The sequence below is a fragment of the Actinoplanes sp. G11-F43 genome (genome assembly GCF_050589265.1).
GTDB lineage: Bacteria > Actinomycetota > Actinomycetes > Mycobacteriales > Micromonosporaceae > Actinoplanes.
In genome coordinates this window covers 21,728-41,566 of record NZ_JBNZCE010000045.1, presented here as the reverse complement: position 1 = coordinate 41,566, position 19,839 = coordinate 21,728, and the positions used below count along the sequence as shown (strand labels likewise).

Below are 19,839 nucleotides of genomic sequence, written 5' to 3'. Positions count from 1 at the left end.
TGGCGGATGCCGGGCGCGAGACGGGTGCCGATTGCCTCGCAGGTGCCGGCCGCGTCACGGGTGGATGCTGCGGGACGGGGGTGGCCGGTGTCGAGGCTGCTGTCGGCGGGGGCGGCGGCGGTGTGGGGCGCGGCGGTGTGGGGCGCGGTGTGGGATGGGCCCGGGTGCCGACGATGTCGGCGGGAGTCCGCGGCGGGTTGCCGCTCTCGCGGAGGCGTCGAAGCTTCTCGGCATGGCGCCGCTGCAGACCCCAGTCACGGCGAATCTTGTGCTGACGACGAAACTCCGCACGATCCGGATCATAATTACGGGCCTTGGTCCAATCCCGCATCGCAGCAGTTTGGGCCCGGCTGAACAACGACATCTGAGCCATACCGAAATTGTCCCGGACCCCGACCGCGAAGTGTAAGAAGTCGATCATGCCAAATCGCATTCCCGGACCAGAACCAAAACGATCCACCGACACGATTCGGCCACCATCGCGCCGTACCGAACAAAAGAACGTCCTCGACCCGCTCATGCCGCCGAGTGGGCGCGTCGGGCCTACGGGAACCGGCCATCCGCGCCCTCGGCCCGGACTGCGCTAGCCGGCCGTCGCTGCGATCGGGTAGCCGGTCGCGGCCACTTCGGTGTGGACTGTGGCGAGGCTCGACTTCGGGTTCAGCGTCCGGACCACGTCGTCGGTGAGTGGCCGCAGCGCCGCGATGTGCGCCACCGCATCGCGGTCGATCGCTGTTCCGTAGTAGTCGCCGGCGAAATCGACGTAGTCGTCGACGATGTCGGCGCACAGGATGCCGAGCCGGTCGGTGCCGTCCGGGCTGATGGCGTAGGGGCCGCGGGACGGCGGGAACGTGATGCCGGCGCCGGCATGCCAGCGGTCGTCGGTGGCCCGCCGCCACAGCACCGCTGTCGCGATGAGGTCGTCGCCGTCGCAGAACGCCGGCTCGGTGATGTGGCCGGCGAATTCCGGCGGCAACCCGTCGAGCAGGCCCGGCCAGAGCGCCATATCGTCATCGGCGGCGTAGGGCGACATCGCGGACTCGTGGTCGAACAGCAGGATGAACACGCCCGCCTCACCGAAGACGATGGTGTACTCGTCGCCGCTGCCGTTGTTCATCAGCGCTGCTTCGTCGTCATCCCAGGCGGTGTAGCTGTAGTACTCGTACCCGGTGCCCTGGATCAGCTCCAGAACGGCCAGTGCCCGGCATCGGTCGCGCAGCACCGGAATCGAGGGCAGCCGGCCGGCGATGTCGTAGACGTTCACCCGAAGACCTTACGAGCCCCGCCGACGCCCCGCGGCGGTGCCCGGCGCGGGCGGCGAGGTGGCGGAAGCCCGTCCGCGGTCGTCGCTACGATCATGCTCATTTTCATGTTCATCGAGGTCATCGGACCGCGTTCACTGCCGGACGACATCGATCGGGACGACGTCGAGGACCTCCTCGTGGCCGCATTGGGTGATGACGGTGAGGTCACGGGTGCGGGCTCCGGATCTGACCGTTGGCACCTCGATGTCGAAGTGTCGACCGGGCCGGAGGAGTTTCCGTCCGTTCTCCGGCGGCTGGCTGCCGCCCTCGTGGACCATGACCTCGGCTGGATCGTTCTGCGCCCGGAAGCCGACCGGGTCGGGAAACCGGCCGACCGAATCCTCTAGACCGCGGATGGAGGATCGGTGGGGCCCGCGAACGGTCCCAGGCGACGGGATGCGCGGAGTGGGTGTCGGTGACCGGCGCATTCGCCCGGTGGGCGCCGGGCGGTCCGGTGGGGCGCCTGGCTTGCGGGGACGAGGCGGGGCGGCCCGTTTTCTGTGGGGCCGTGGGGCGTACCGGATCCGGGGTCATCCTGGGGTGTGAAAAGCGGGACGTGTGCATCGTGCCCGGGGGAGTGGAGGAGCACCATGCACTAGCGGAATGCCTCGCCTGATCCTCGTCGTGGAGTGCCACATCGGATGTATCAGCGTCGACTCCAGCGCCACTAGTTTCGTGTGAGGCGAAGGCGAGGGCAGTGATGGCCGATCACGTTCTGTCGGTGTGGCGGGCCGGGGAGGGCGCCGTTCGGTTGTGGCTGGCCGGCAGCCGGGAAACGATCGCGGAATTCGTGGGTGGGTTCGACGATTCGCCGTTGCTGGTCGGGGGGAATGCCGTTGATCCGGATTCCTGTCTCACCGGGGACGGGCTGATGGATCGGGACACCAATGCCGCCGTCGGGGCGATTCTGTGGGAGCGGCTGACCGCCGGTGACATCGGTGCGGCGGTGAAATCGCTGCTCAAGAACGACCGGATCTATCTTGACCTGCGCTCTGACGAGTTGCTGCGGCTGCCGTGGGAACTGCTGCGGTTGGGGAACGCGAATCTTTTCACCGGCGCCCGCCTGGCCCTCGGCAGTCCGGAACCGCACCGGGACTATCCGGCGGGGGAGCCGCCCGCGCCGGATCATCCGCTGCGGATTCTGGTGGTGCTCGGCAACGATCCGTCCGACGCGACCATCCGGGCCGATCAGGAGTTGCTGATCATCGAGCGGCAGGCCCGCCGGCACAACGCGGAGGTGCTGCTGCGGGCCCTGCACCGGCCGGCGGCGGGGGAGATCGAGGCGGCGTTGACGGCGTTCCGGCCGCACGTCTTCCACTTCATCGGGCACGGCGAGACCGACCCCGCAGAGCCACCCCAGGTGTACGTCTCCACCAGCACCGGATCCAGCACCGCCTGGAACGCCGGGCGCATCGTCGAGGTGTTCGCCCAGTCGCCGCCGCGGCTGGTGGTGCTGAACGCCTGCCAGACCGGGTCGGCCGCGCTGGTCCGGGCGTTCACCGAGGCCGGCTGCATCGCCGTGGTGGCCATGATGGGGCGGATCGACGGTGCCGCGTCCGAGCATTTCAGTGAACGGTTCTACGGCGCGGTGTTCGACGGCGAGCCGGTGGACGCGGCGGTCGCGATCGCCCGCCGGTCGTTGAGCACCGTCGCGGCGGGGGTGATCGCCGGGCGGGAGCTGGAGATCCAGTCGAACTGGGCGCTGCCCCGGCTGACCGTGCACGGGGACGCGGCTACGGCGGTGAGCATGCCGTACGTGGGCAGCCGCGCCGCTGACGTCTGGCTGATCCCGGACTTCGTGGCCCGCTGGAGTCAGCGCTGGCGGGCCTGGACGGCGATGGACGGCAGCCTGCGTGCCGACGGCGCCGAAGCCCGGCTGGTGGTTCTCTACGGCAGCCCGGACCAGGGTAAACGGGAGTTGCTGCGGGCGCTGGCCGAGGCCCGGCACCGGGCCGGGGACGCGGTGCTCTACGTGGACCTGGCCGGCAGTGTCACCGGCCGCTGGTTCGATGTGCTGCGGCATGTGGTGACCGCCGCCGAGCGGGCCGGGTTCGACACCGCCGACCTGACCGCCACCCTCACCTCCGGCGGGGCCAGCGCGCCGGTGATCGAACGGTTCCGGCACGGGCTGGAACGACTCGGCACCGGACCGTTGCTGGTCATCGTCAACGGGCTCAGCGACTGGATGAGCGACGAGGTGGACAGCACGATCCTGCCCGAGCTGTGCGCGCCCTATCTGCGGGCCGCACCGTCGTCCCGGGTCCGGCTGATGATCACCCTCAAGGATCTGCCGGCCGAACCCCCGTGGGGCCGCCGGCCGCGCGGCTGGGAACCGATCGAGGTCGGCCCGTTCGACGCCGACGAGTGGCCGCACGCCATCCACCTGTTCAGCGAGTACTGGACCGACCGGTTCCCGGCACGGCGGGACGCGCTCATCCCGTTCGTCACCGCGATGAAGGGCGCCCCGTTCGCGTCCAGCCTGCACTATCTGCGGGCGCTGGCGAAGGAGACGCCCCGGTGAGCGCAGCCGACGCGGTGGAGGAGCTGCTGGTCGAGGCCCTGCCGGACGGCGACCGGTGGCTGCTGCGGTGCGGCGCGGTGTTGCGCTACATCACCCGGCCGCTGGCCGAACTGGTCACCGGCTCCCCGGCGGCGGCCCGACGGCTTCTGGACCATCCGGTGGTACGCGGTGGCGCCCACGGTCGTGCCGACGAGCAGTGGACCATCGCCGAGCCGTTGCGGCGCGCGCTGCTGACCGGCTGGGCCGAGGCCGACGACATCCGGGCCCGGGTCGCCGAGCGGGCCACCGGCCTGGAACCGCTCTACGCCCGGCTGGCCGCCGCACCCACCCGCCCGGCCGCGCTCACCGACCTGGCCGAGGCCGTCGACCGGGCGCTGACCGGCGACGACGTGCCCCGCGCCCACGACCTGCTGCGCCTGCTCGACGAGTGGCCGGTGGCCGCCGACCCGGCCGCGCGGGAACTGGCCGAACGCCTCAGCCCGGGACTGCGCCGGCACACCCGGGCACTGCGGGACCGGGAGGCGACAAGCACCTACCTGCGCCGGGGCTTCGACGGCCCGGTCGAGGAACTGCTGCTCGCCGACGGCGACCCGTGGATGCTGCACCTGCACGGGCCGGGCGGGCGCGGCAAGACCATGTTCGTGAAGAACCTGCTCGGCCGGGACTGCCCGGCCCGCGGCATCCCGGTCGCCCGGATCGACTTCGACCACGTCACCCGGCTGGGCGTCGCCACCACCGAACCGTGGCGGCTCCTGCTGTCGATCGCCGGGCAACTCGACCCCCAATTGCCCGGTACGCCGTTCCAGTATCTGCTGGCCAAATACCGCACCGTGGAGAGCGTCACCGCGCCGGAAGCCCTGCCCCGGGCGGTGGCGGCGGTGGGCGGCGGCACCGACCAGCTCGATGTGGACGCCGCCGACGAGGTGCCGGAGAAGTTCCGCGGCCACCTGGCCCGCGCCGCCGGCACCGGCCTGGTCGTGATCGCCCTGGACACCGTGGAGAACGTGCTGCACGCCGACAGCGCCAGTCTCGGCTCGGTGCTGGCCGCGCTCAGCGACGTGCGCAGCGAGGTGCCGGGCCTGCGGCTGCTGATCACCGGCCGGTACGACATCACCGGCTCCCGCCCGGTCACCGGCGGCAGCCGCGAACGCGCACCCGGCGTCGGCCCGCGCTGGCTCGGCGTGGGCCGGAAACGGCAGATGGGCGGCACCACCGTCGTCGTCGGCCGGGAGATGGCCACCCTGGAGATGCCCGGGTTCACCGTCGGCGAGGCCCGCCGCTACCTGTCCGAACAGGGCGGAGTGCGCGACCCGGAGATCATCGAGGCGATCGTGCGGCGGGTGCACGACAACCCGATGAAACTGGCGCTGCTCGCCGAATACGTCACCGGGCGGCCGGACGTCACCGCCGAGACCATCGCCTCGTTCCAGCGGGTCGACCTGTTCTACCTGGTCGACCGGGTCGTCGACCGGATCGCCGACGGGCCGGTGCAGTGGCTGCTGCGCTGGGGCGCGCTGCTGCCGATCCTCAGCCGGGAAGCCGTCGAGCAGGTGATCTGGCCGGCGCTGACCGCGTTCGCCGCCGGCGGGCGAGGCTACGACGACACCAGCCGGGACCCGCTGCCGCCACCCCCCGCCGACGTCAGCCGCTGGCCGGAGCCACGGCCCGACCAGGTGACCGGGCCGGGCGCGCTGGACCGGGCCTGGGAGACCCTGCTGGACTACACCGCGCACTCGTCGTGGGTGAGCCGGGCCGACACCCTGCCCGACGCGGTGGTCTTCCACCCCGACGTGCGCCGCCCGCTGCGGCGCCTGCTGCACGAGGCGGGACATCCGGCGTACGACGACATCCACCACCGTTCCTACCGCTACTGGTCGTACGTGGCGTCGTCGTCGCGCGGCACCACCCGGTCGGCGGCGCTGCGTGCCGTGCTGTTCCACGCCTACCAGCCGTGGCGGGGCGCCGACCACGACGGCGACCGCCTCTTCGGCGAGCTGCTGGACCGCGCCGCCGACTCCCGCGACGCCCGGATCGCGATGGCCGGTGAGATCGTCGACCTGGCCGGGGACCGCGACGTCCGGGGGCCGTCGCGCACCGTCCGCTCCCGCGCCCATCTGGAACTGGCCGAAGCCGCCGTGCACCGCTCGAACCGCCAGCGGACCGCGGTCAACGAGGCCGGCCTCGCCTACCACCTGGGCGAGATCGGCGCGGACGTCGCCGCCGGTGAACCCGGCCGGGTGACATTCCTGCGGGCCGCGCTCGCCGACGCCGGCGGCCACCCGGACCAGGCCTGGCAGCTGCTCGGACAGGCCCTCGACGATGAGTCGTCCGGGACCGGCCTGGCGCTGATCGCCGCCTGGGCCGGCCAGCGCACACCGCCGCGGTCGGGGCTCGCGGTGGCCCGGCGCCTGGCCGAGGACGCTCCGGGTGCCTCCGGGGTCAAAGCTCTGACCCGGGGGCTGCTCGCCGCCGAACTCTGGACCGACGCTGCCGCCGTCGTGGACCGCACCGGGTCGGCCGCGCTGCGGGCACAGACGCTGATCGCGCTCGGCCGGGCCGGCGAGGTGCTCACCGATCACGAGGCCGGTGGGATCTGGCGGGCCAGAGCACACCTGCTGCGGTACGAGCCGACCGCCGCGCTGCGGGCACTCCAGTCGGACCGGACCCGCAACCCGGCCCGGCCACTGCTGATGGGCCAGGCCCTCGCCCTGCTCGATCAGCAGGCCGAGGCGCTGGACCAGCTCAGCCAGGCGGCGGCCGGCCCGGACAACACCACCGCGATCGAGGCCGGGCTGGTGCTCGCCCGGTATCTGGCCCGGGTCGGCAATCCGCAGACCGCCCGGTCACACCTGCTGCGGCTGCGGACGTTCGCCGATCCGGTCGTGTCGCTGCGCGCGGCCGCCCTGGAGTCCTGGCTGTTCGCCCAGGTGGATCCGTTCTCCGAGGCCCGGATGATCCGGGCCCGGCTGGAGACCGCGCCGCCGTCGGTCGACGCCGAACTCGCGGTCGTCCGGCTCGCGCTGCGGGGCGTCTCCGACCAGCGACTACGGTGGCTGGCATCCGACCTGGAGAGCATTCAGGGCGCCGGGCCGCGACTGCTCGCCGCCCGGGGCCTGACCGATGTCGGCGAGCCGCCGTGGGAGACGGTGCCCCGGGAGCATCTGCGGCTGTTGGAGCTGACGGCCCTGGAGCCGGGCGCTCCGGCGGTGCTGATGCTGGCCCGGATCGAGCTGGCCCGGGTCATCGGCGCCCGCGAACAGGCCCTGGAGATACTCGCCGAGCTGCTCGGATACGACGACCCGGACGACGCGATCGCGCGGGCCGCCCGCGAGGCCGCCGACCGGATCCACGGCACGACCCCGCAACCGAAGCCGCCGGTACCCGAGGACGGCGCCCGCATGGTGTCGATCCGAGCTGACTCGGCCGGGGGGCTGCGGATCGAAAGCCCGCGGAGCCAGGCGACCGTCGCTCCGGAGGACATCGCCGGTGGTCCCCGGCTGCTGCTGCGGTCACCGGGGTTCCCCGAGCCTCTGGCCGCGGCGCTGGCCGCCGAGGGCGAACACATGGATCTCCTGCTGCACGACGCCGCCGCGGCCCGCTGGCCGTGGGAGGCGATCGCGGGAGAGCACCGGGCGTTGATCCGCCGGCATTCCGGCACCGGCACGTCGGAGCCGGTCCATGTGGATCAGGTCGATGTCGACGTCGTCATGAGATCCGAGCTCTCCGGATCCCTGATCGCGAGTTCCTATCGTGCCGGAACAGGGATCCAGGTCAATCACGGATACGGGCTGAGCATCTCGGCGGGGTCGCTCATCCATATCGTTGCGGTTCCGGTCAGCCGTAGCGGTCTTCCCACACTGATGTCCGATCAGGAACTCGTCCCCGCGGAATCGGTGGCCCGGCTCCTGACCGGCGCCGATCCCCGGCTTCTGATCCTCGACGTGGCGTTGTCCCAGAGCGACATCGACGCCTCCGAGCAGATGATGGTGGCCGGCGAGTTCTGCTGGCACCTGGTCGCCAGTGCCCCGAACGTGGACGTGATCTGCGGCTCCTTCAGCGACGACCCGGACCGTCTGACCCGGCTGATCACTCATCTGCGCCGTGGCAGCACGCTGTCCGAGATCGCCGCGGACTTCCAGAACGGCCGGCTCGGCTGGCGCAACGCGGTGGCGGTCAGCACCGGCCACCCCCGGCGTGCCTACCGGTTGGACGGGTCCGCATGAGCCTCTTCGACGATGTGGTGTGGCGGCTGCGGGACCGGGCCGCCGGGCTCGGTGCGGACCTGCGATGGTGGCGGGAGCGGACCGCCGAGAACGGCGATCTGCCGCAGCACCACACGCAGGTGCTGCGGCTCGGGGACTTCCTGGAGGGGATGCTCGCCGAGGTGATGCCGGGCACCGCGGCCGCCGGGGGAGTGGACGACCTGCCCACGCTGCGGCGCGGGGTGGGCAGCGTGCACCTGGTGTGGGACTTCTACCGGGACAAGCTCACCCAGCGTGACACCGGTGCGTTCGCCGACCATCTCGGGGCCGCCGACGATCTGGCCTGGGCGTGTTACCAGCCGTTCCTGGACGCGGCGGCCGGGACACTGAGCGCGGCCGACGTGCGGGAGCCGCCGCTGGTGTTCTACAGCACCGACCGGACGCCGTTCGCGCAGGCCCGGACGCGGACGCTGCATCCGCCGGGGCTGGACGCCAAGGATCTGGTGGTGTTCGAGGCTGCTCTGCAGCGGCTGCCGGTTCCGGTGATCGGGGTGCCGTGGGAGCTGGCCAACCGGATGCCGGAGCTGACCCTTGTCGGACACGAGGCCGGGCATGTGGTGGCCGAGGACCTGCGGCTGGCGGCCGAGGCCCGGTCGGTGGTGTCGGCGGCGATCTCGGACGGCGTACGGCAGAAGGTCTGGATCTCCTGGTGTGACGAGGTCTTCGCCGACGTGATCGGGGTGCTGGCCACCGGGACCGCCTATCTGGACGCGCTCACCGTGGAACTCGCCGACACCCGCGCCGAGATCCGGGACGCGCCGATCAGAACCGGTAATCCGGGGCGTTATCCGACGCGGGTGCTGCGGGTCGCCCTGTGTTCGTCGGTGCTGACCCGGCTGGGTTTGACCGTGCCGGGTGGCTGGGCCGAGACGTATGGGCCGGTGGGTGGGCCGTCGGACGCGTACGCCGCAGATGTGGATCTTGTCGTTGCCGCGCTGACGGACCACGCCTGGGCCGGGCTGGGCGGGAAACGCCTGGCCGAGGTGCTGCCCTGGGACGCCGGCCGGGAGAAGGACGCGCACACCGTCGGCGGCAAGGAGTCGCTGCGCCGCCCGGTGCCGGTCCGGTTCGACGTGCGGGTGTGGGCCGCCGCGGCGATGCACGCCTACCGGCTGGACCCGGCCCGGTACGCCGCCGGCGGCCTCGACGCCCTGCTGGCCCGGCGGATCGTGGACCAGCGGCGGGCCGGCACCCGTTCGTCCGAATCGACCCGGGCCGCGGCGATGACCCGCGAGCACACCCCGCACGACGTCGACCCGGCCCGGCGGTTGCGCGACGCCGACCGTTCGGCCGGCGCGGAATTCGCCCGTTTACTCGTCACCAGAAGGAGCCGTCAATGATCCCGACCAGTGAACTCGTCGAGCGGATCCGCGCGGAGGCACCCCGCGTCCCGCTGATCTGCGAACGACTGGGCATCGACACCGAACGGCTCGTCGTGGAGGGCGACGTCGGCCTCACCGAACAGAACGTGCTCTCCTACGCCGCCCGCCGGATCGAGATCGCCGAGGCGCTGCAGGCCGATCCGGACGCGGAGAAACAGGGCCTTCTCGGTATCGAGCGGGACGGCCGGACGTTGCGGTGGCGGCCGGGAAAGACATTGACGTACGTCGTATGGCGTCCGTCGTTCCCGAACGACCAGGAATACCGGGCCGTGGTCGACGGCATGGCGTCGGCGGTCAGCGACTGGCAGAGCATCTGCGGGATCAGGTTCGAACACGTGGCGGCCAAGGACACCGACGAGGGGCTGAAACTCGGTGATGTCACGTTCCCGGTGCTGCGGCAGGCCGGTGGCGGGACCACGGTGGCGATGGCGTTCTTCCCGGACGAGCCGCTGGACCGCCGGGTGGTGTGGGCGTTCGACGGCTTCTTCGACACCGATGGGCCGTTCTCGCCGGTCGGGGTGATGCGCCACGAACTCGGGCACACCCTCGGATTCCGGCACGAGCACATCCGCCCGGAGACGCCGGAGGATTTCGCACCGGAGAACATGGATCACGTCATCGAGCTGACCGGGTACGACCCCAGATCGGTGATGCACTACCTCGGCCGTAACGTCGGCGACCCGCAACTGCGGTTCACCGAATCGGACCGGATCGGCGCCCGTCTGGTCTACGGCGGCCCGGACGCGGAGTTCTCGTACGCCGACTGACAGCCGCACTCCGTTCGGGTGCCGATTTCCGGCTCGGATCGAGCCGGAAATCGGCACCCGGGTCGACCCGCTCACCGCGCTCTCTTGCGGTGACCGGGGAACTGCTGGAGAGTGGCCCGGTGGGAACCCGCCAGGAGATCAGCCAGCTGCCGCCCGACGCCGACCTGGCCCGCGCCGACTCACTGGCCCGGGAGATCTTCTCCGAGATCGCCAACAAGTGGGCGCTGCTAATTATCGAGTTCGTCGGGCAGCGCACCATGCGGTTCAGTGAGCTGCGTGACGAGATCGGCGGGATCAGCCACAAGATGCTCACCCAGAACCTGCGCATGCTGGAACGCAACGGCATGATCACCCGGACCGTGCACCCGACCGTCCCGCCCCGCGTCGACTACCAGCTGACCGAGGCGGGGCAGGCCCTGCGCTCGGTGGTGGACGGGATGTGCGGCTGGACCCAGGAGTACCTGCCGCACATCGAGGCCGCCCGCCGGTCAGTCGACGACGGCCGTCACCTCTAGCTCCACCAGGTGCTCGGGCACGTCCAGGGTGACGATCCCGAACAGCGAGGCCGGCGGGGCCGCGGTGAACCCGAGCCGGGCCGCGGCCCGGCCGATGCCCTCGACCAGGGCGCCCATCTTCTCCGGCCGCCAGTCGACGACGTGCACGGTCAGCTTGACCACGTCGTCGAACCCGGCCCCGGCGCCGGCCAGCGCGGCCGCCACGTTGACGTAGCACTGCTCGACCTGCGCGGCCAGGTCGCCCTCCCCGACGAGCGTGCCGTCCGCGGTCCGGGCGACCTGCCCGGCGACGTGCACCAGCTTCGAACCGGTGGCCACCGACACCTGGTGATAGACCTCGACCACCGGCAGGCCGGGCGGGTTGATGAGTGTCACAGCCATCCGAATCTCCTCTCTTGTGGTTCCTCAGTAACCGTAAGAGACCGGTGCTGGCCTGGGAAGAAGGCACTTTTCCGAAACCCGGTCACCTTCCGGTAACCCACTCAGCGCAGCTGTTTCAGCACCGCCCGGGTGGCCTCGGCGATCAACTCGTCGTCGGAGGCCGCGCCGGGCCTCCCTCGATCCGACTGCACCGCGATGACCAGCGGCCACACCACCGCGATGGCGTTGCGGGTGCCGAAGTCCCCACTGCCGGTCTTGTCACCGGCCCGGACGTACGGATCCCCGGTCGTGTTCCCGGCCGGCAACGTGGTGAACAGCCGACAGCGCCGCTCGGGCAGCACGTCGCCGAAGACGAACTCTCGCAGGTCCGATGTCGAATACCGGACTACCCGTCCAGCTCGTCGTCGGGCAGGCGGCGCGGCAGTGCGGCGGCCGGCAGCGCCTTGAACGTCGACGCATGCGCAACCGTTCATCGGCCCGGTGCGCGACCTCCCGCCCGTTCCCGGTGCTCCACGGCGTAGACCCCGAGCGGCCCCCGAACCGCTCCTCCAGCTCCGCGAACGGCCGGCTGTCACTGGCCGGCTGAGTAGTGGCATCCGCTGACGTGGACGGCGCCTCGGCCGGTGGGGCGCCGGCAAAGAAAGATCGAAAGCCCGATAGGGGTACGTCGCATCACTCCTCCGATGATCCGCACCGGCGATCTCCCCACCAAAAGCACCATTAGGGGCTAAAGTCCGGTTTAAACCTTATCGCGGGATGGTGGCGTGTCATGCCCGGTGACCTCGACAACGAGGACGACGGAGAACCCAGGAGTCCGGGGCGCTGGCACCGGGCGAAACTGCTCTACAAAGGGGTGCTCGGGGTAGGGGCCCTGGCCGCAGCGATCGCCGCCGTGCTGGCGCTGCGCCCGCCGGCCGATGTCGAGGACGTCGCCGAGCTACGGCTCACGATCGTCGAAGGGATGCCACTCGCCGAGCATGTGGCCGCCTTCGAGGCCCCACATCCCCGCCCGGTCGCGCTGCCCGTGTTCCGTCCCGTCGCCTACACCTCGCCGACACCGGTCCCGTCCTCGTGCCCGGTTCCCACAGCCGGACAGGTTCCCACGGCCGTCCCGGAGATCTCGGGCACGCGGGCGCCCGATTCGATCCCCACCCCGAACCCCAGCGAAAGCCCCGCTGAACCCACGATGCAGCCGCCCGCCGAGTCCTCCTCCACCGCGTCTCCGCCCACGCCGCCCCCTTCCCCGTCGTGTAGTCCGGACACGGATCCCGGCGCACCGAACGGGACGATCGCGGGGTCGACCGTCCTTCCGGTCCGGCCAGGAAGGACGGAGAAGCCGATCAGCCGGAAAGCCGCCTCGGAGGACCAGATCGGTGCGATCGCGGATCTGCGGCCCAGGAAGAAGTGGGCGGCCCCGTGGTCCTCGGCGCCGACGACCCGGCCGGCCCCGCGGCGCCCCGTCCCGGAGACCGAGGACGGCGTCCAGGTGATGGCGAACATGACCCTCAAAGGCTTGCGGAAGAAGTCGGTGAGGCTGAACTGGTCGATGGTCAGTAAGAAGTCCGGCGTCCGCCTGTCGCAGGTCTGGCAGAACCGGGACCTCGGCTACCAGCTGGTGCCGACCAGCAACAACGACACGGCGAGCATCCCGTTCTGGGTGCCGATGCCGGGCCCGGAGTTCCCCGGCCCGTACTTCATCCGGGTCACCCTGGCGGTGGGCGACGCCAGCCCCCTGGTGAGCACCGACTCGGAGACCTTCGGCTGACCCGGCCTGTTCCAGTACGGCAGCCGCCGCGGTCACCTATGGTGACCAGCGAATCTGTTCGTGAGCGCTGGCCGCATCCGCGGGAGACGCCGGTATCCCCTCGGGGCCGACATGTCGCCGGCCAGGGCTACCTCGACGTCGAGACCACGGCGCCACCGGTGAACAGGATGCTCATCACTTCTCCAGGCGGTAGCCGGCGTGGTGCGGCATGCCGTCGAGGAATTCGCCGTACGCCCAGAAGCCCTGGTCGTCGAGGTAGACGATGCGATCACCGGTGATCCAGAAGCGGCCCCGGTAGGCGTGCTTGCGCCCGGCGCGGGTCTCGTCGTAGCGGCCGTCGGCGGTCAGCTCCTGGTGCAGGTAGCCGGTGCGGTCCACCCACATGCCGAGGTACGGGCTGACCGACGCGCTCGCCCCGACCGTGGGGACGGTGCTCCGGGTGACGCCGTCGACGAGCACGTGGACGGCATGTTCGGGGCGCCAGATGACGTACTCCCAAGGCCGTTGATCGTCGGTTCTGATCACCGCGAAGGTGGCCGCACCTGCCCGCCGTGATCATCAACCGGCGGCTGGACCTGCTGGCCCGCAACCCGATCGCGGACGCGCTGTACTCCGACTTCGCCGACACCGCCAACCTGGCCCGGATGACGTTCCTCGACCCGGCCGGTCGGGTCTTCTTCACCGACTGGGAGCAGGCCGCCGAGGCGTGCGTGGCCCATCTGCGGATGGCCGGTTCCGTGGCCGAGCGGCTCGTCGTCTACCGGGCGGCCCCGGACAGTGCGGACGCGGACGCCGTACGCCTGCTCGGCATGCTCGGCGCCGTCAGCCGGTGATGACGATCCGCTGAATCAGGGTCAGCTCGTCGCGGTCGCCGGCGGCCGGGATGGCGACCGCGTGCACCGGCACCGTCCGCATCGGGCCGGTGAAGCCGCCCGGCCGCTGCTCGACGGCGTGCGCCTCCAGCCGCCGGACCCGGCCCACCACGTCCTCGATCGTCACGTGGTAGCCGGTGGTCGGCCGCACCCCCAGCACCAGCAGCAGGACCAGCTCGGTGTCCCAGGAGACCGGCGCCGGCTCCCGGTCTCTGCTCATCAACCGCCAGTGGGAGTCCCACTCCTCGGCATTCCGGAGCAGGAACAGCCCGGGGATGAGCGCGGCGGGTTCGTCGGCGTCGGCGTCACCACGGAACAGGGTGCGGATGGTAGCCATCCCGTCACGGTAGATGACTTCAGGTCCACAAACGACACCCCGGCGGCGTACGCCCGGACCCTTCCGGGAGTACGCCGTGGCGGGAACTGCTGTGTGCCGAGGACCCGAAGTCAGACCACGGCGGGAGGGCTCACCACGATCATCACTGTCAGTCGAGCATGTCGGGCTGCTCGTGGACGATGCGGTCGTACAGCGGCTGGAACTGGAACCAGCCGGCCTCGTCCATGCCCGTCTGGTCGTAGGTGAGCTTCGCGTACTCCTGGCTCATCTCCCGTGTCTCGCCGGCCGCCTTCGCCGCGAGCTGGGTCTGCGCGGAGCGTTCCATGTTGATGTACCAGTAGGCGGCGGCGTCGACGGTCTTGCCGACCGTCAGGTGCCCGTGGTTGCGCAGGATGATGGCCTTCTTGTCACCGAGTGTTTGGGCGAGCCGGTTGCCCTCGTCCAGGTCGACCACCACGCCGGTGTAGTCGTCGAACGACGCCTGGTCGTTGTAGAAGACGGCGGCGTCCTGGGTGAGCGGTTCGATCATCTGGTCGGTGGCGGACAGCGCCTTGCCGTAGATCGAGTGGGCGTGCGCGGCGCCCACCACGTCCGGGCGGAGCCGGTGGATGCAGGCGTGGATGACGAAGGCCGGCTTGGCGATCGGGTATCTGCCCTTCAGGACGTTGCCGTGCTCGTCCACCAGGGACAGGTCACTGACCTTCACCCGCGCGAACGGGATGAGGAACGGGTTCACCCAGAACAGGTGGGGGAACTCCGGGTCACGGGCGCTGATGTGCCCGGCGACCCCCTCGTCGAAGCCGTACTCGGCGAACAGCCGCAGCGCGCCGACCAGGCGTTCCTTGCGGTAGCGGCGCTCCTGCGCGGGGTCCTCGTAGCCGGACGGCATCTCCGGCGAGTAGTTGGCGACCAGTTCCGCCTCGGAGATCGGCTTGAGACCGTCGATGACGAGTTCTTCGCGGGAGATGTTCACGAATGGGCCTCGGTCTTCTCCTCGGCGGGCCGGGCGTCGTCACCGGAGTCGGTCCCGGCCGGCTGGGCCGGGACGCTGAGCCCGGGGATGCCGAGGTCCGGAATGGCCTTGACCGCTTCGAAACCGGCCTCGATGGCCTGGGCGAGGGTCGGGGTCACCTCGTCCTCGAAGGTGACGCGGGTGACGGCGACACTGGCGTCGGTGGGGAGGGCCGCGCCGGCGAAGGTGAGGTCGGCGCTGCTCCTCTCCTTGAGCGTGACCGACTCCTGTTCGGTGAGTTCCCGGTCCAGGATCAGTGCGAATTGGTGCCCCATGACTGGCTGCTCCTTATCGTGTGGATTGACCGCCGGGCGTGCTGGCGCCGGGACGCGGACGAGCGGGAACACCCGGCCGGCGCACCCGCTGGAGGTCGGGCCCGGACGCCCATGACGCCGTCGGATCACCAACGGTCACAGGAGAATCGTCGCCTCGGGGCACCGGGCACGGCACCCCCTATGTGCCCTACTCTTCGCCGGGACGCGTGCCGGTCACGGGCAGGCGGGTGGAGATCGCGGTGCCGTAACCGGGCTCGGACTCGACGGTCAGGGTGCCGCCGACCCGCTCGGCGCGGTTGCGCATCCCCTCCAGGCCGAAGCCGCCGGTCCGGTCGCGTCGCGGCGGCCGCCGCGGGTCGAAGCCCCGGCCGTCGTCCCGGATGTCCAGGGTGACCTCGCTGGCCATGTAGCTGAGGGTGACGCCGACCCGGGTGGCGCCGGAGTGTTTGGCGGCGTTCGTCAACGCCTCCTGGGTGATGCGCAGGATGGTGGCGGGGAGCTCGCCGTGCAGATCCACGATCGTGCCGGTGAGGGTGAACTCGGCGCGGGCGCCGCTGCGCTCGGCCCACTGCAGCACGGTGGTGCGCAGGGCCTGGGGGAGTTCGGCGTTGGCCAGGCTCAGCGGCGCCAGATTCTGCACCGAGCGGCGGGCCTCGCCCAGACTGTGCCGGGCCAGTTCGGCGGCGAGATCGATGTGCCGGCGTGCCGCCGGCTGATCGGCGGTGGTCACCGCGGCCTGGAGCTGGGTGACGATGCCGGTCAGGTCCTGGGCGATGGTGTCGTGGATCTCCGCGGCCAGACGCCGGCGCTCCTCGACGACACCGGCCTCCCGGGCCTGCAGCAGCAGCTGGGCCTGCAGGCTCACGTTCTCGTCGATCGCCTGTTGCAGGGCGGTGTTGGTGCGCTCCAGCTCGGCGATGGTCGCCGCCCGGTCCCGGGACCGCTCCTCCTCGAACAGCACGAGGTTGGAGATCAGGGTCACCAGCGCGTTGTTGGCCAGCAGCAGCCCCAGGAACATGGTCCAGTCCCGGAACCCCCGCAGGGGCACCCCGCCGGCCTGGGCGACGGCCAGCGGCAGGGAGTGGGCGAAGGCCGCCAGCACCTGCCACCGCCGGCCGCGGACCAGGACGGTGTTGTCGATGTAGCCGGTGGCCGCGTAGAACGCGAAGAACGGGTTGATCCAGGTGAGCACGACGCTGATCACCCAGCGGAGCGTGAAATACGTCGCCGAGACGGTGTCCGGGCCGCGGTGCGCCCGGCCCACCCGCTCCCACCACAGTTGCAGACCGAGCGCCGCGACGATCGCCGTGGCGACGACGAACCGTTCGCCGGTCCCCGGGGTCAGGGCCGGCCCCGCCACGGCGAGCAGGACGCTGATCGCCAGCAGACAGTACGGATGCCACCTGAGGACGGTGTCCCAATGCCGGTCGATCTTGCTGACTGCCATCGTCACGCCCTCAGTCTGCATCATCGAGTGTCTACTCCCACCGGAACCATCGGACGGCGGCGACGGTGGCGGCCACCGCCCACACCGCCAGCACGGCCAGGTGCGACCAGGCCGGCCAGTCACCCGCGGCGGCCTGGCCGAGAGCGGTGGCGGCCGCCCCGAACGGGGTGAACTCCACGACCGTGGCCAGCGCGTCGGGCATCACCCGGACCGGGATCCAGAGGCCGGTGCAGAACAGCGCGGGGAAGTACACCGCCACACCGATGCCGGACGCGTGCCGGCCGCTGCGGGCCAGTGCCGCCACCAGCGATCCCAGGGCGAGGCTGGCCGCCGCGGCCAGCACCAGCACCAGCACGTACCCGCCGGCCTGGCGAGGCAGGGCCACGTCGAAGACCAGCCGGCCGACCAGGACCGACAGCACCGAGGCGATCAGGGCCATCACCCCGTTCAGCCACATCTGGGTGACGAGCAGGGTGGACGGGCGGACCGGGGTGGTGGACATCCGCCGCAGGATGCCCAGCTCGCGATAACTGGTCAGGATCGGCGGATAGATCAGCAAGGCGGCCGTGACCAGCGAGATCAGCACGACCACCGGCACGTAGAGATCGATGACCCGCAGGCCGTCCAGCTCCGGGACGGACTCCCGGAACGACGGGATGGCGCCGAGGATGCCCAGCAGCACCGGCGGGAAGGCGATGGCCAGCAGCACGTTGAAGATGTCCCGCCGGAACAGCGTGATCTCGGCACGCAGCACCGCGGCGCGGGGTGAGGGACCACGGTCGGTAGCGGCCGGGGCGAGTGTCGTCACTGGTTCGGGCATCGGGCTGCTCCTGTCGGGGATCCGGGCGTGGTCGCGGTGATCAAGACTTCGTCAGGTCGAGGAAGGCGTCGTCCAGCGTCGCGTCCGTGACCCGGAACTGGTGGGTCAGGATGTGCGCGTGGGCGAGCAGCGAGATCACCGCGTTGACGGTCTCCTCCGTACCGCGCAGTGTGATCCGGGCGTCCTGGCGCTCGATGGTCGCCAGCCCGGGCAGTGCCGCCAGGATCTCCTGCTCGATCGGCTGGGACGGGGTGAACGAGATGACCGTCGACATCGACGACTGGCTGATCAGGCCCTGTGGGGTGTCGAGCGCGGTGACCTGGCCCTTGTCGATCACGGCGATCCGGTCGCACAGCCGCTGGGCCTCTTCCATGAAGTGCGTGACCAGAAGGACCGAGATGCCACTGTCACGGACGTCCTCGATCAGTGACCAGGTGTCCCGGCGGGCGCGGGGATCGAGCCCGGTGGTCAGCTCGTCCAGGACCACCACCCGCGGCGAACCGATCAGAGCGAGCGCGATGAACAGCCGCTGCTTCTGCCCACCGGACAGCTTGCCGAACCGGGTGTCGAGCTTGGCGGTCAGGTCGAGGCGCTCGGTCAGCGGACGCCAGTCCAGCGGGCGCGGGTAGAAGGCGGAGTACAGCTCCAGCGCCTCGCGCACGGTGAGCTTGGCCTGCAGCGCGCTCTCCTGCAGCTGGACACCCAGAACCTGGGTGACCTCGGCGTGGTCGGCGACCGGATCCAGCCCGGCCACCCGGATCTGGCCGGAGTCGGCGACACGCAGACCCTCGACACACTCCACGGTGGTGGTCTTGCCGGCGCCGTTCGGGCCGAGGATGCCGAAGATCTCACCCTCCTCGACGGTGAACGAGACGCCGTCGACGACGGTCCGGCCGCCGTACGATTTGCGGAGGTCCTTGACTTCGATGACCGGCCCTCGGGTGGTCCGTGGATGCGTTGTCGTGGTCATGCCGAAAGTCTTGTCGCGTGCAGTGCTCATCACATCGCCCATCGCGCTCGAGGAAAAATCAATCGATCGGTTGATCGCGGTACGACCCCGGGCCGATCGCGCCGGCCCGGCGCCCGGGATGTTCCGGCCTAGGCGATCAGTGAGCGGCGGCGCGGCCGCATGGCGGTCACCGGATTGGCGGCGACCACGTCGAACGCCTCGGTCATGACCTCCACCCGGCCCCACAGCCGGTCCTCGCCGAGCATGTGCACCCGCTCGACGCCCAGCTCACGGAGTGCGCCGGCGACCGCGGGCCACCGCACCGGCCGGGTCGCCATGTCCAGCAGCAGCGACTCCACCCCGGCCGCCGTCGTCACCAGCGAGCCGTCGTGATCGGAGATCAGGGGAGTGTGCGGGTCGGCGAACGACAGTCCCGCGGTCACCTCCGCCGCGATCTCCGCGCGCAGCGCGCCGAACGACGGCGAGTGCATCGGGGGCCGCATCACGTACAGCGGCAGACCGCCCACGGCCCGGAGCCGGTTCTGCAGCCAGTCCAGCACACCCGCACGGACCGTGAGCATGTGGAAGTCGTGGTCGACCTGACAGGCGACCTCGTTGAAGTCACCGCGCGCGTCCAGCTCCCCGCGGATCTCCGCGAGGCGGCTCGCCGGCACCCGGGCGAACGACTGGGTGACGACGTCGCGGTGCTCGGTGGTGAAGTAGGCGTCCGCGCGGCGGCCCCACTCGGCGGTCAGGACGACGGCCTCGGCGAACGACAGCGCCCCGGCCCGGACCGCGGCCGCCGTGCCACCGAAGCTGGCGCCCGCGTACGCGATCGGCGGCTCCCCGTGCTCGGCGCTCGCGCTCTCGGCCAGCGCCAGGCAGGATACCAGGAACGAGACCCGTGCCGGTTCGGGGAACGCCCCGCCGTCGCCGGCCTCCGCCTCGCGATAACGGTCGATCAGCGGATAGCCCAGTGCCCGGTCCGCCTCGGCAACGAGCCGGCGCGCCACCGGATGGGCCGTCAGGTAGCGCACCGAGCCGTCCAGCCGCATCGGCCCGATTCCGGGAAAGACAAAAGCCGTCGATGCCTTCGTCATTCTGTTTCCCTTTCATCGGGTGTCGCCGCGCTTTCGCGGAATACCCTCAATTCGATTCTGGATAGTGTTGTGAACGCCGCCTCGACGGCAGAACCCCTAACGCCTCCTAACCGCACCGTGCGGCATCGGC

19 protein-coding genes are annotated in these 19,839 nt (G+C 70.9%); 8 read left to right on the top strand and 11 right to left on the bottom strand.

The window, feature by feature from the left end; all coding sequences use genetic code 11:
• Positions 1-583 precede the first annotated feature (583 nt).
• Positions 584-1,264: a hypothetical protein gene (locus ACQ0O7_RS38675; RefSeq protein ID WP_430790212.1), complete on the bottom strand. Its 681-nt coding sequence runs from the start codon at positions 1,262-1,264 to the stop codon at positions 584-586.
• 105 nt (positions 1,265-1,369) lie between these two features.
• Between ACQ0O7_RS38675 and ACQ0O7_RS38670 the strand changes: the two genes are divergently transcribed.
• The 6 genes from ACQ0O7_RS38670 (at position 1,370) to ACQ0O7_RS38645 (ending at position 10,751) form a co-directional block, all read left to right on the top strand.
• A complete protein-coding gene (locus tag ACQ0O7_RS38670; RefSeq protein ID WP_430790210.1) occupies positions 1,370-1,651 on the top strand; it encodes a hypothetical protein in 282 nt (93 codons plus the stop codon).
• Between the two features lie 353 nt (positions 1,652-2,004).
• Entirely contained in the window at positions 2,005-3,825 is a 1,821-nt protein-coding gene (locus tag ACQ0O7_RS38665) for a CHAT domain-containing protein (RefSeq protein WP_430790208.1), read from the top strand.
• Positions 3,822-8,048 carry a hypothetical protein gene (locus tag ACQ0O7_RS38660; protein WP_430790206.1) on the top strand — a complete coding sequence of 1,409 codons (4,227 nt, stop codon included), beginning with the start codon at positions 3,822-3,824 and terminating at the stop codon, positions 8,046-8,048. Before ACQ0O7_RS38665 ends, ACQ0O7_RS38660 begins: the two co-directional genes overlap by 4 nt.
• Complete coding sequence (locus ACQ0O7_RS38655) at positions 8,045-9,427, top strand: hypothetical protein (protein WP_430790204.1); 1,383 nt, start codon at positions 8,045-8,047, stop codon at positions 9,425-9,427. The genes ACQ0O7_RS38660 and ACQ0O7_RS38655 overlap by 4 nt, the downstream gene beginning before the upstream one ends.
• Positions 9,424-10,236 (top strand): matrixin family metalloprotease, encoded by an 813-nt coding sequence (locus tag ACQ0O7_RS38650; protein ID WP_430790202.1) that lies wholly within the window; start codon positions 9,424-9,426, stop codon positions 10,234-10,236. The genes ACQ0O7_RS38655 and ACQ0O7_RS38650 overlap by 4 nt, the downstream gene beginning before the upstream one ends.
• A 119-nt stretch (positions 10,237-10,355) precedes the next feature.
• Complete coding sequence (locus tag ACQ0O7_RS38645; RefSeq protein ID WP_430790200.1) at positions 10,356-10,751, top strand: winged helix-turn-helix transcriptional regulator; 396 nt, start codon at positions 10,356-10,358, stop codon at positions 10,749-10,751.
• Here the strand turns inward: ACQ0O7_RS38645 and ACQ0O7_RS38640 are convergent.
• Positions 10,725-11,132, bottom strand: coding sequence for a RidA family protein (locus ACQ0O7_RS38640; RefSeq protein ID WP_430790198.1), 408 nt, complete (start codon positions 11,130-11,132; stop codon positions 10,725-10,727). The two genes, ACQ0O7_RS38645 and ACQ0O7_RS38640, sit on opposite strands and share 27 nt — an antisense overlap.
• 101 nt (positions 11,133-11,233) lie before the next feature.
• A complete protein-coding gene (locus tag ACQ0O7_RS38635) occupies positions 11,234-11,473 on the bottom strand; it encodes a hypothetical protein (RefSeq protein ID WP_430790196.1) in 240 nt (79 codons plus the stop codon).
• Between the two features lie 428 nt (positions 11,474-11,901).
• On the opposite strand from ACQ0O7_RS38635, the gene ACQ0O7_RS38630 reads away from it, so the two are divergent.
• Positions 11,902-12,897, top strand: coding sequence for a hypothetical protein (locus tag ACQ0O7_RS38630; protein ID WP_430790194.1), 996 nt, complete (start codon positions 11,902-11,904; stop codon positions 12,895-12,897).
• A gap of 174 nt (positions 12,898-13,071) precedes the next feature.
• Here the strand turns inward: ACQ0O7_RS38630 and ACQ0O7_RS38625 are convergent, their stop codons facing one another.
• Positions 13,072-13,422 (bottom strand): Atu4866 domain-containing protein, encoded by a 351-nt coding sequence (locus tag ACQ0O7_RS38625; protein WP_430790192.1) that lies wholly within the window; start codon positions 13,420-13,422, stop codon positions 13,072-13,074.
• A gap of 26 nt (positions 13,423-13,448) precedes the next feature.
• Here ACQ0O7_RS38625 and ACQ0O7_RS38620 point away from each other — a divergent pair, with 26 nt between their 5' ends.
• Complete coding sequence (locus ACQ0O7_RS38620; RefSeq protein ID WP_430790190.1) at positions 13,449-13,730, top strand: hypothetical protein; 282 nt, start codon at positions 13,449-13,451, stop codon at positions 13,728-13,730.
• On the opposite strand, the gene ACQ0O7_RS38615 is transcribed toward ACQ0O7_RS38620, so the two are convergent.
• The 7 genes from ACQ0O7_RS38615 to ACQ0O7_RS38585 form a co-directional block, all read right to left on the bottom strand.
• Complete coding sequence (locus ACQ0O7_RS38615) at positions 13,720-14,106, bottom strand: protease complex subunit PrcB family protein (RefSeq protein WP_430790188.1); 387 nt, start codon at positions 14,104-14,106, stop codon at positions 13,720-13,722. The genes ACQ0O7_RS38620 and ACQ0O7_RS38615 overlap by 11 nt on opposite strands.
• A 148-nt stretch (positions 14,107-14,254) precedes the next feature.
• On the bottom strand, positions 14,255-15,079 hold the full coding sequence (locus ACQ0O7_RS38610) for a class II aldolase/adducin family protein (RefSeq protein ID WP_430790186.1): 825 nt from the start codon (positions 15,077-15,079) through the stop codon (positions 14,255-14,257).
• A complete protein-coding gene (locus ACQ0O7_RS38605) occupies positions 15,076-15,393 on the bottom strand; it encodes a hypothetical protein (RefSeq protein WP_430790184.1) in 318 nt (105 codons plus the stop codon). The genes ACQ0O7_RS38610 and ACQ0O7_RS38605 overlap by 4 nt, the downstream gene beginning before the upstream one ends.
• 187 nt (positions 15,394-15,580) lie before the next feature.
• Entirely contained in the window at positions 15,581-16,840 is a 1,260-nt protein-coding gene (locus ACQ0O7_RS38600) for a sensor histidine kinase (protein WP_430790456.1), read from the bottom strand.
• Positions 16,841-16,871: 31 nt separating this feature from the next.
• A complete protein-coding gene (locus tag ACQ0O7_RS38595; RefSeq protein WP_430790182.1) occupies positions 16,872-17,660 on the bottom strand; it encodes an ABC transporter permease in 789 nt (262 codons plus the stop codon).
• A 40-nt stretch (positions 17,661-17,700) separates the two neighbouring features.
• On the bottom strand, positions 17,701-18,630 hold the full coding sequence (locus ACQ0O7_RS38590; RefSeq protein WP_430790180.1) for an ABC transporter ATP-binding protein: 930 nt from the start codon (positions 18,628-18,630) through the stop codon (positions 17,701-17,703).
• A gap of 128 nt (positions 18,631-18,758) precedes the next feature.
• Entirely contained in the window at positions 18,759-19,709 is a 951-nt protein-coding gene (locus tag ACQ0O7_RS38585; protein ID WP_430790178.1) for an ACP S-malonyltransferase, read from the bottom strand.
• Between the last annotated feature and the right edge of the window lie 130 nt (positions 19,710-19,839).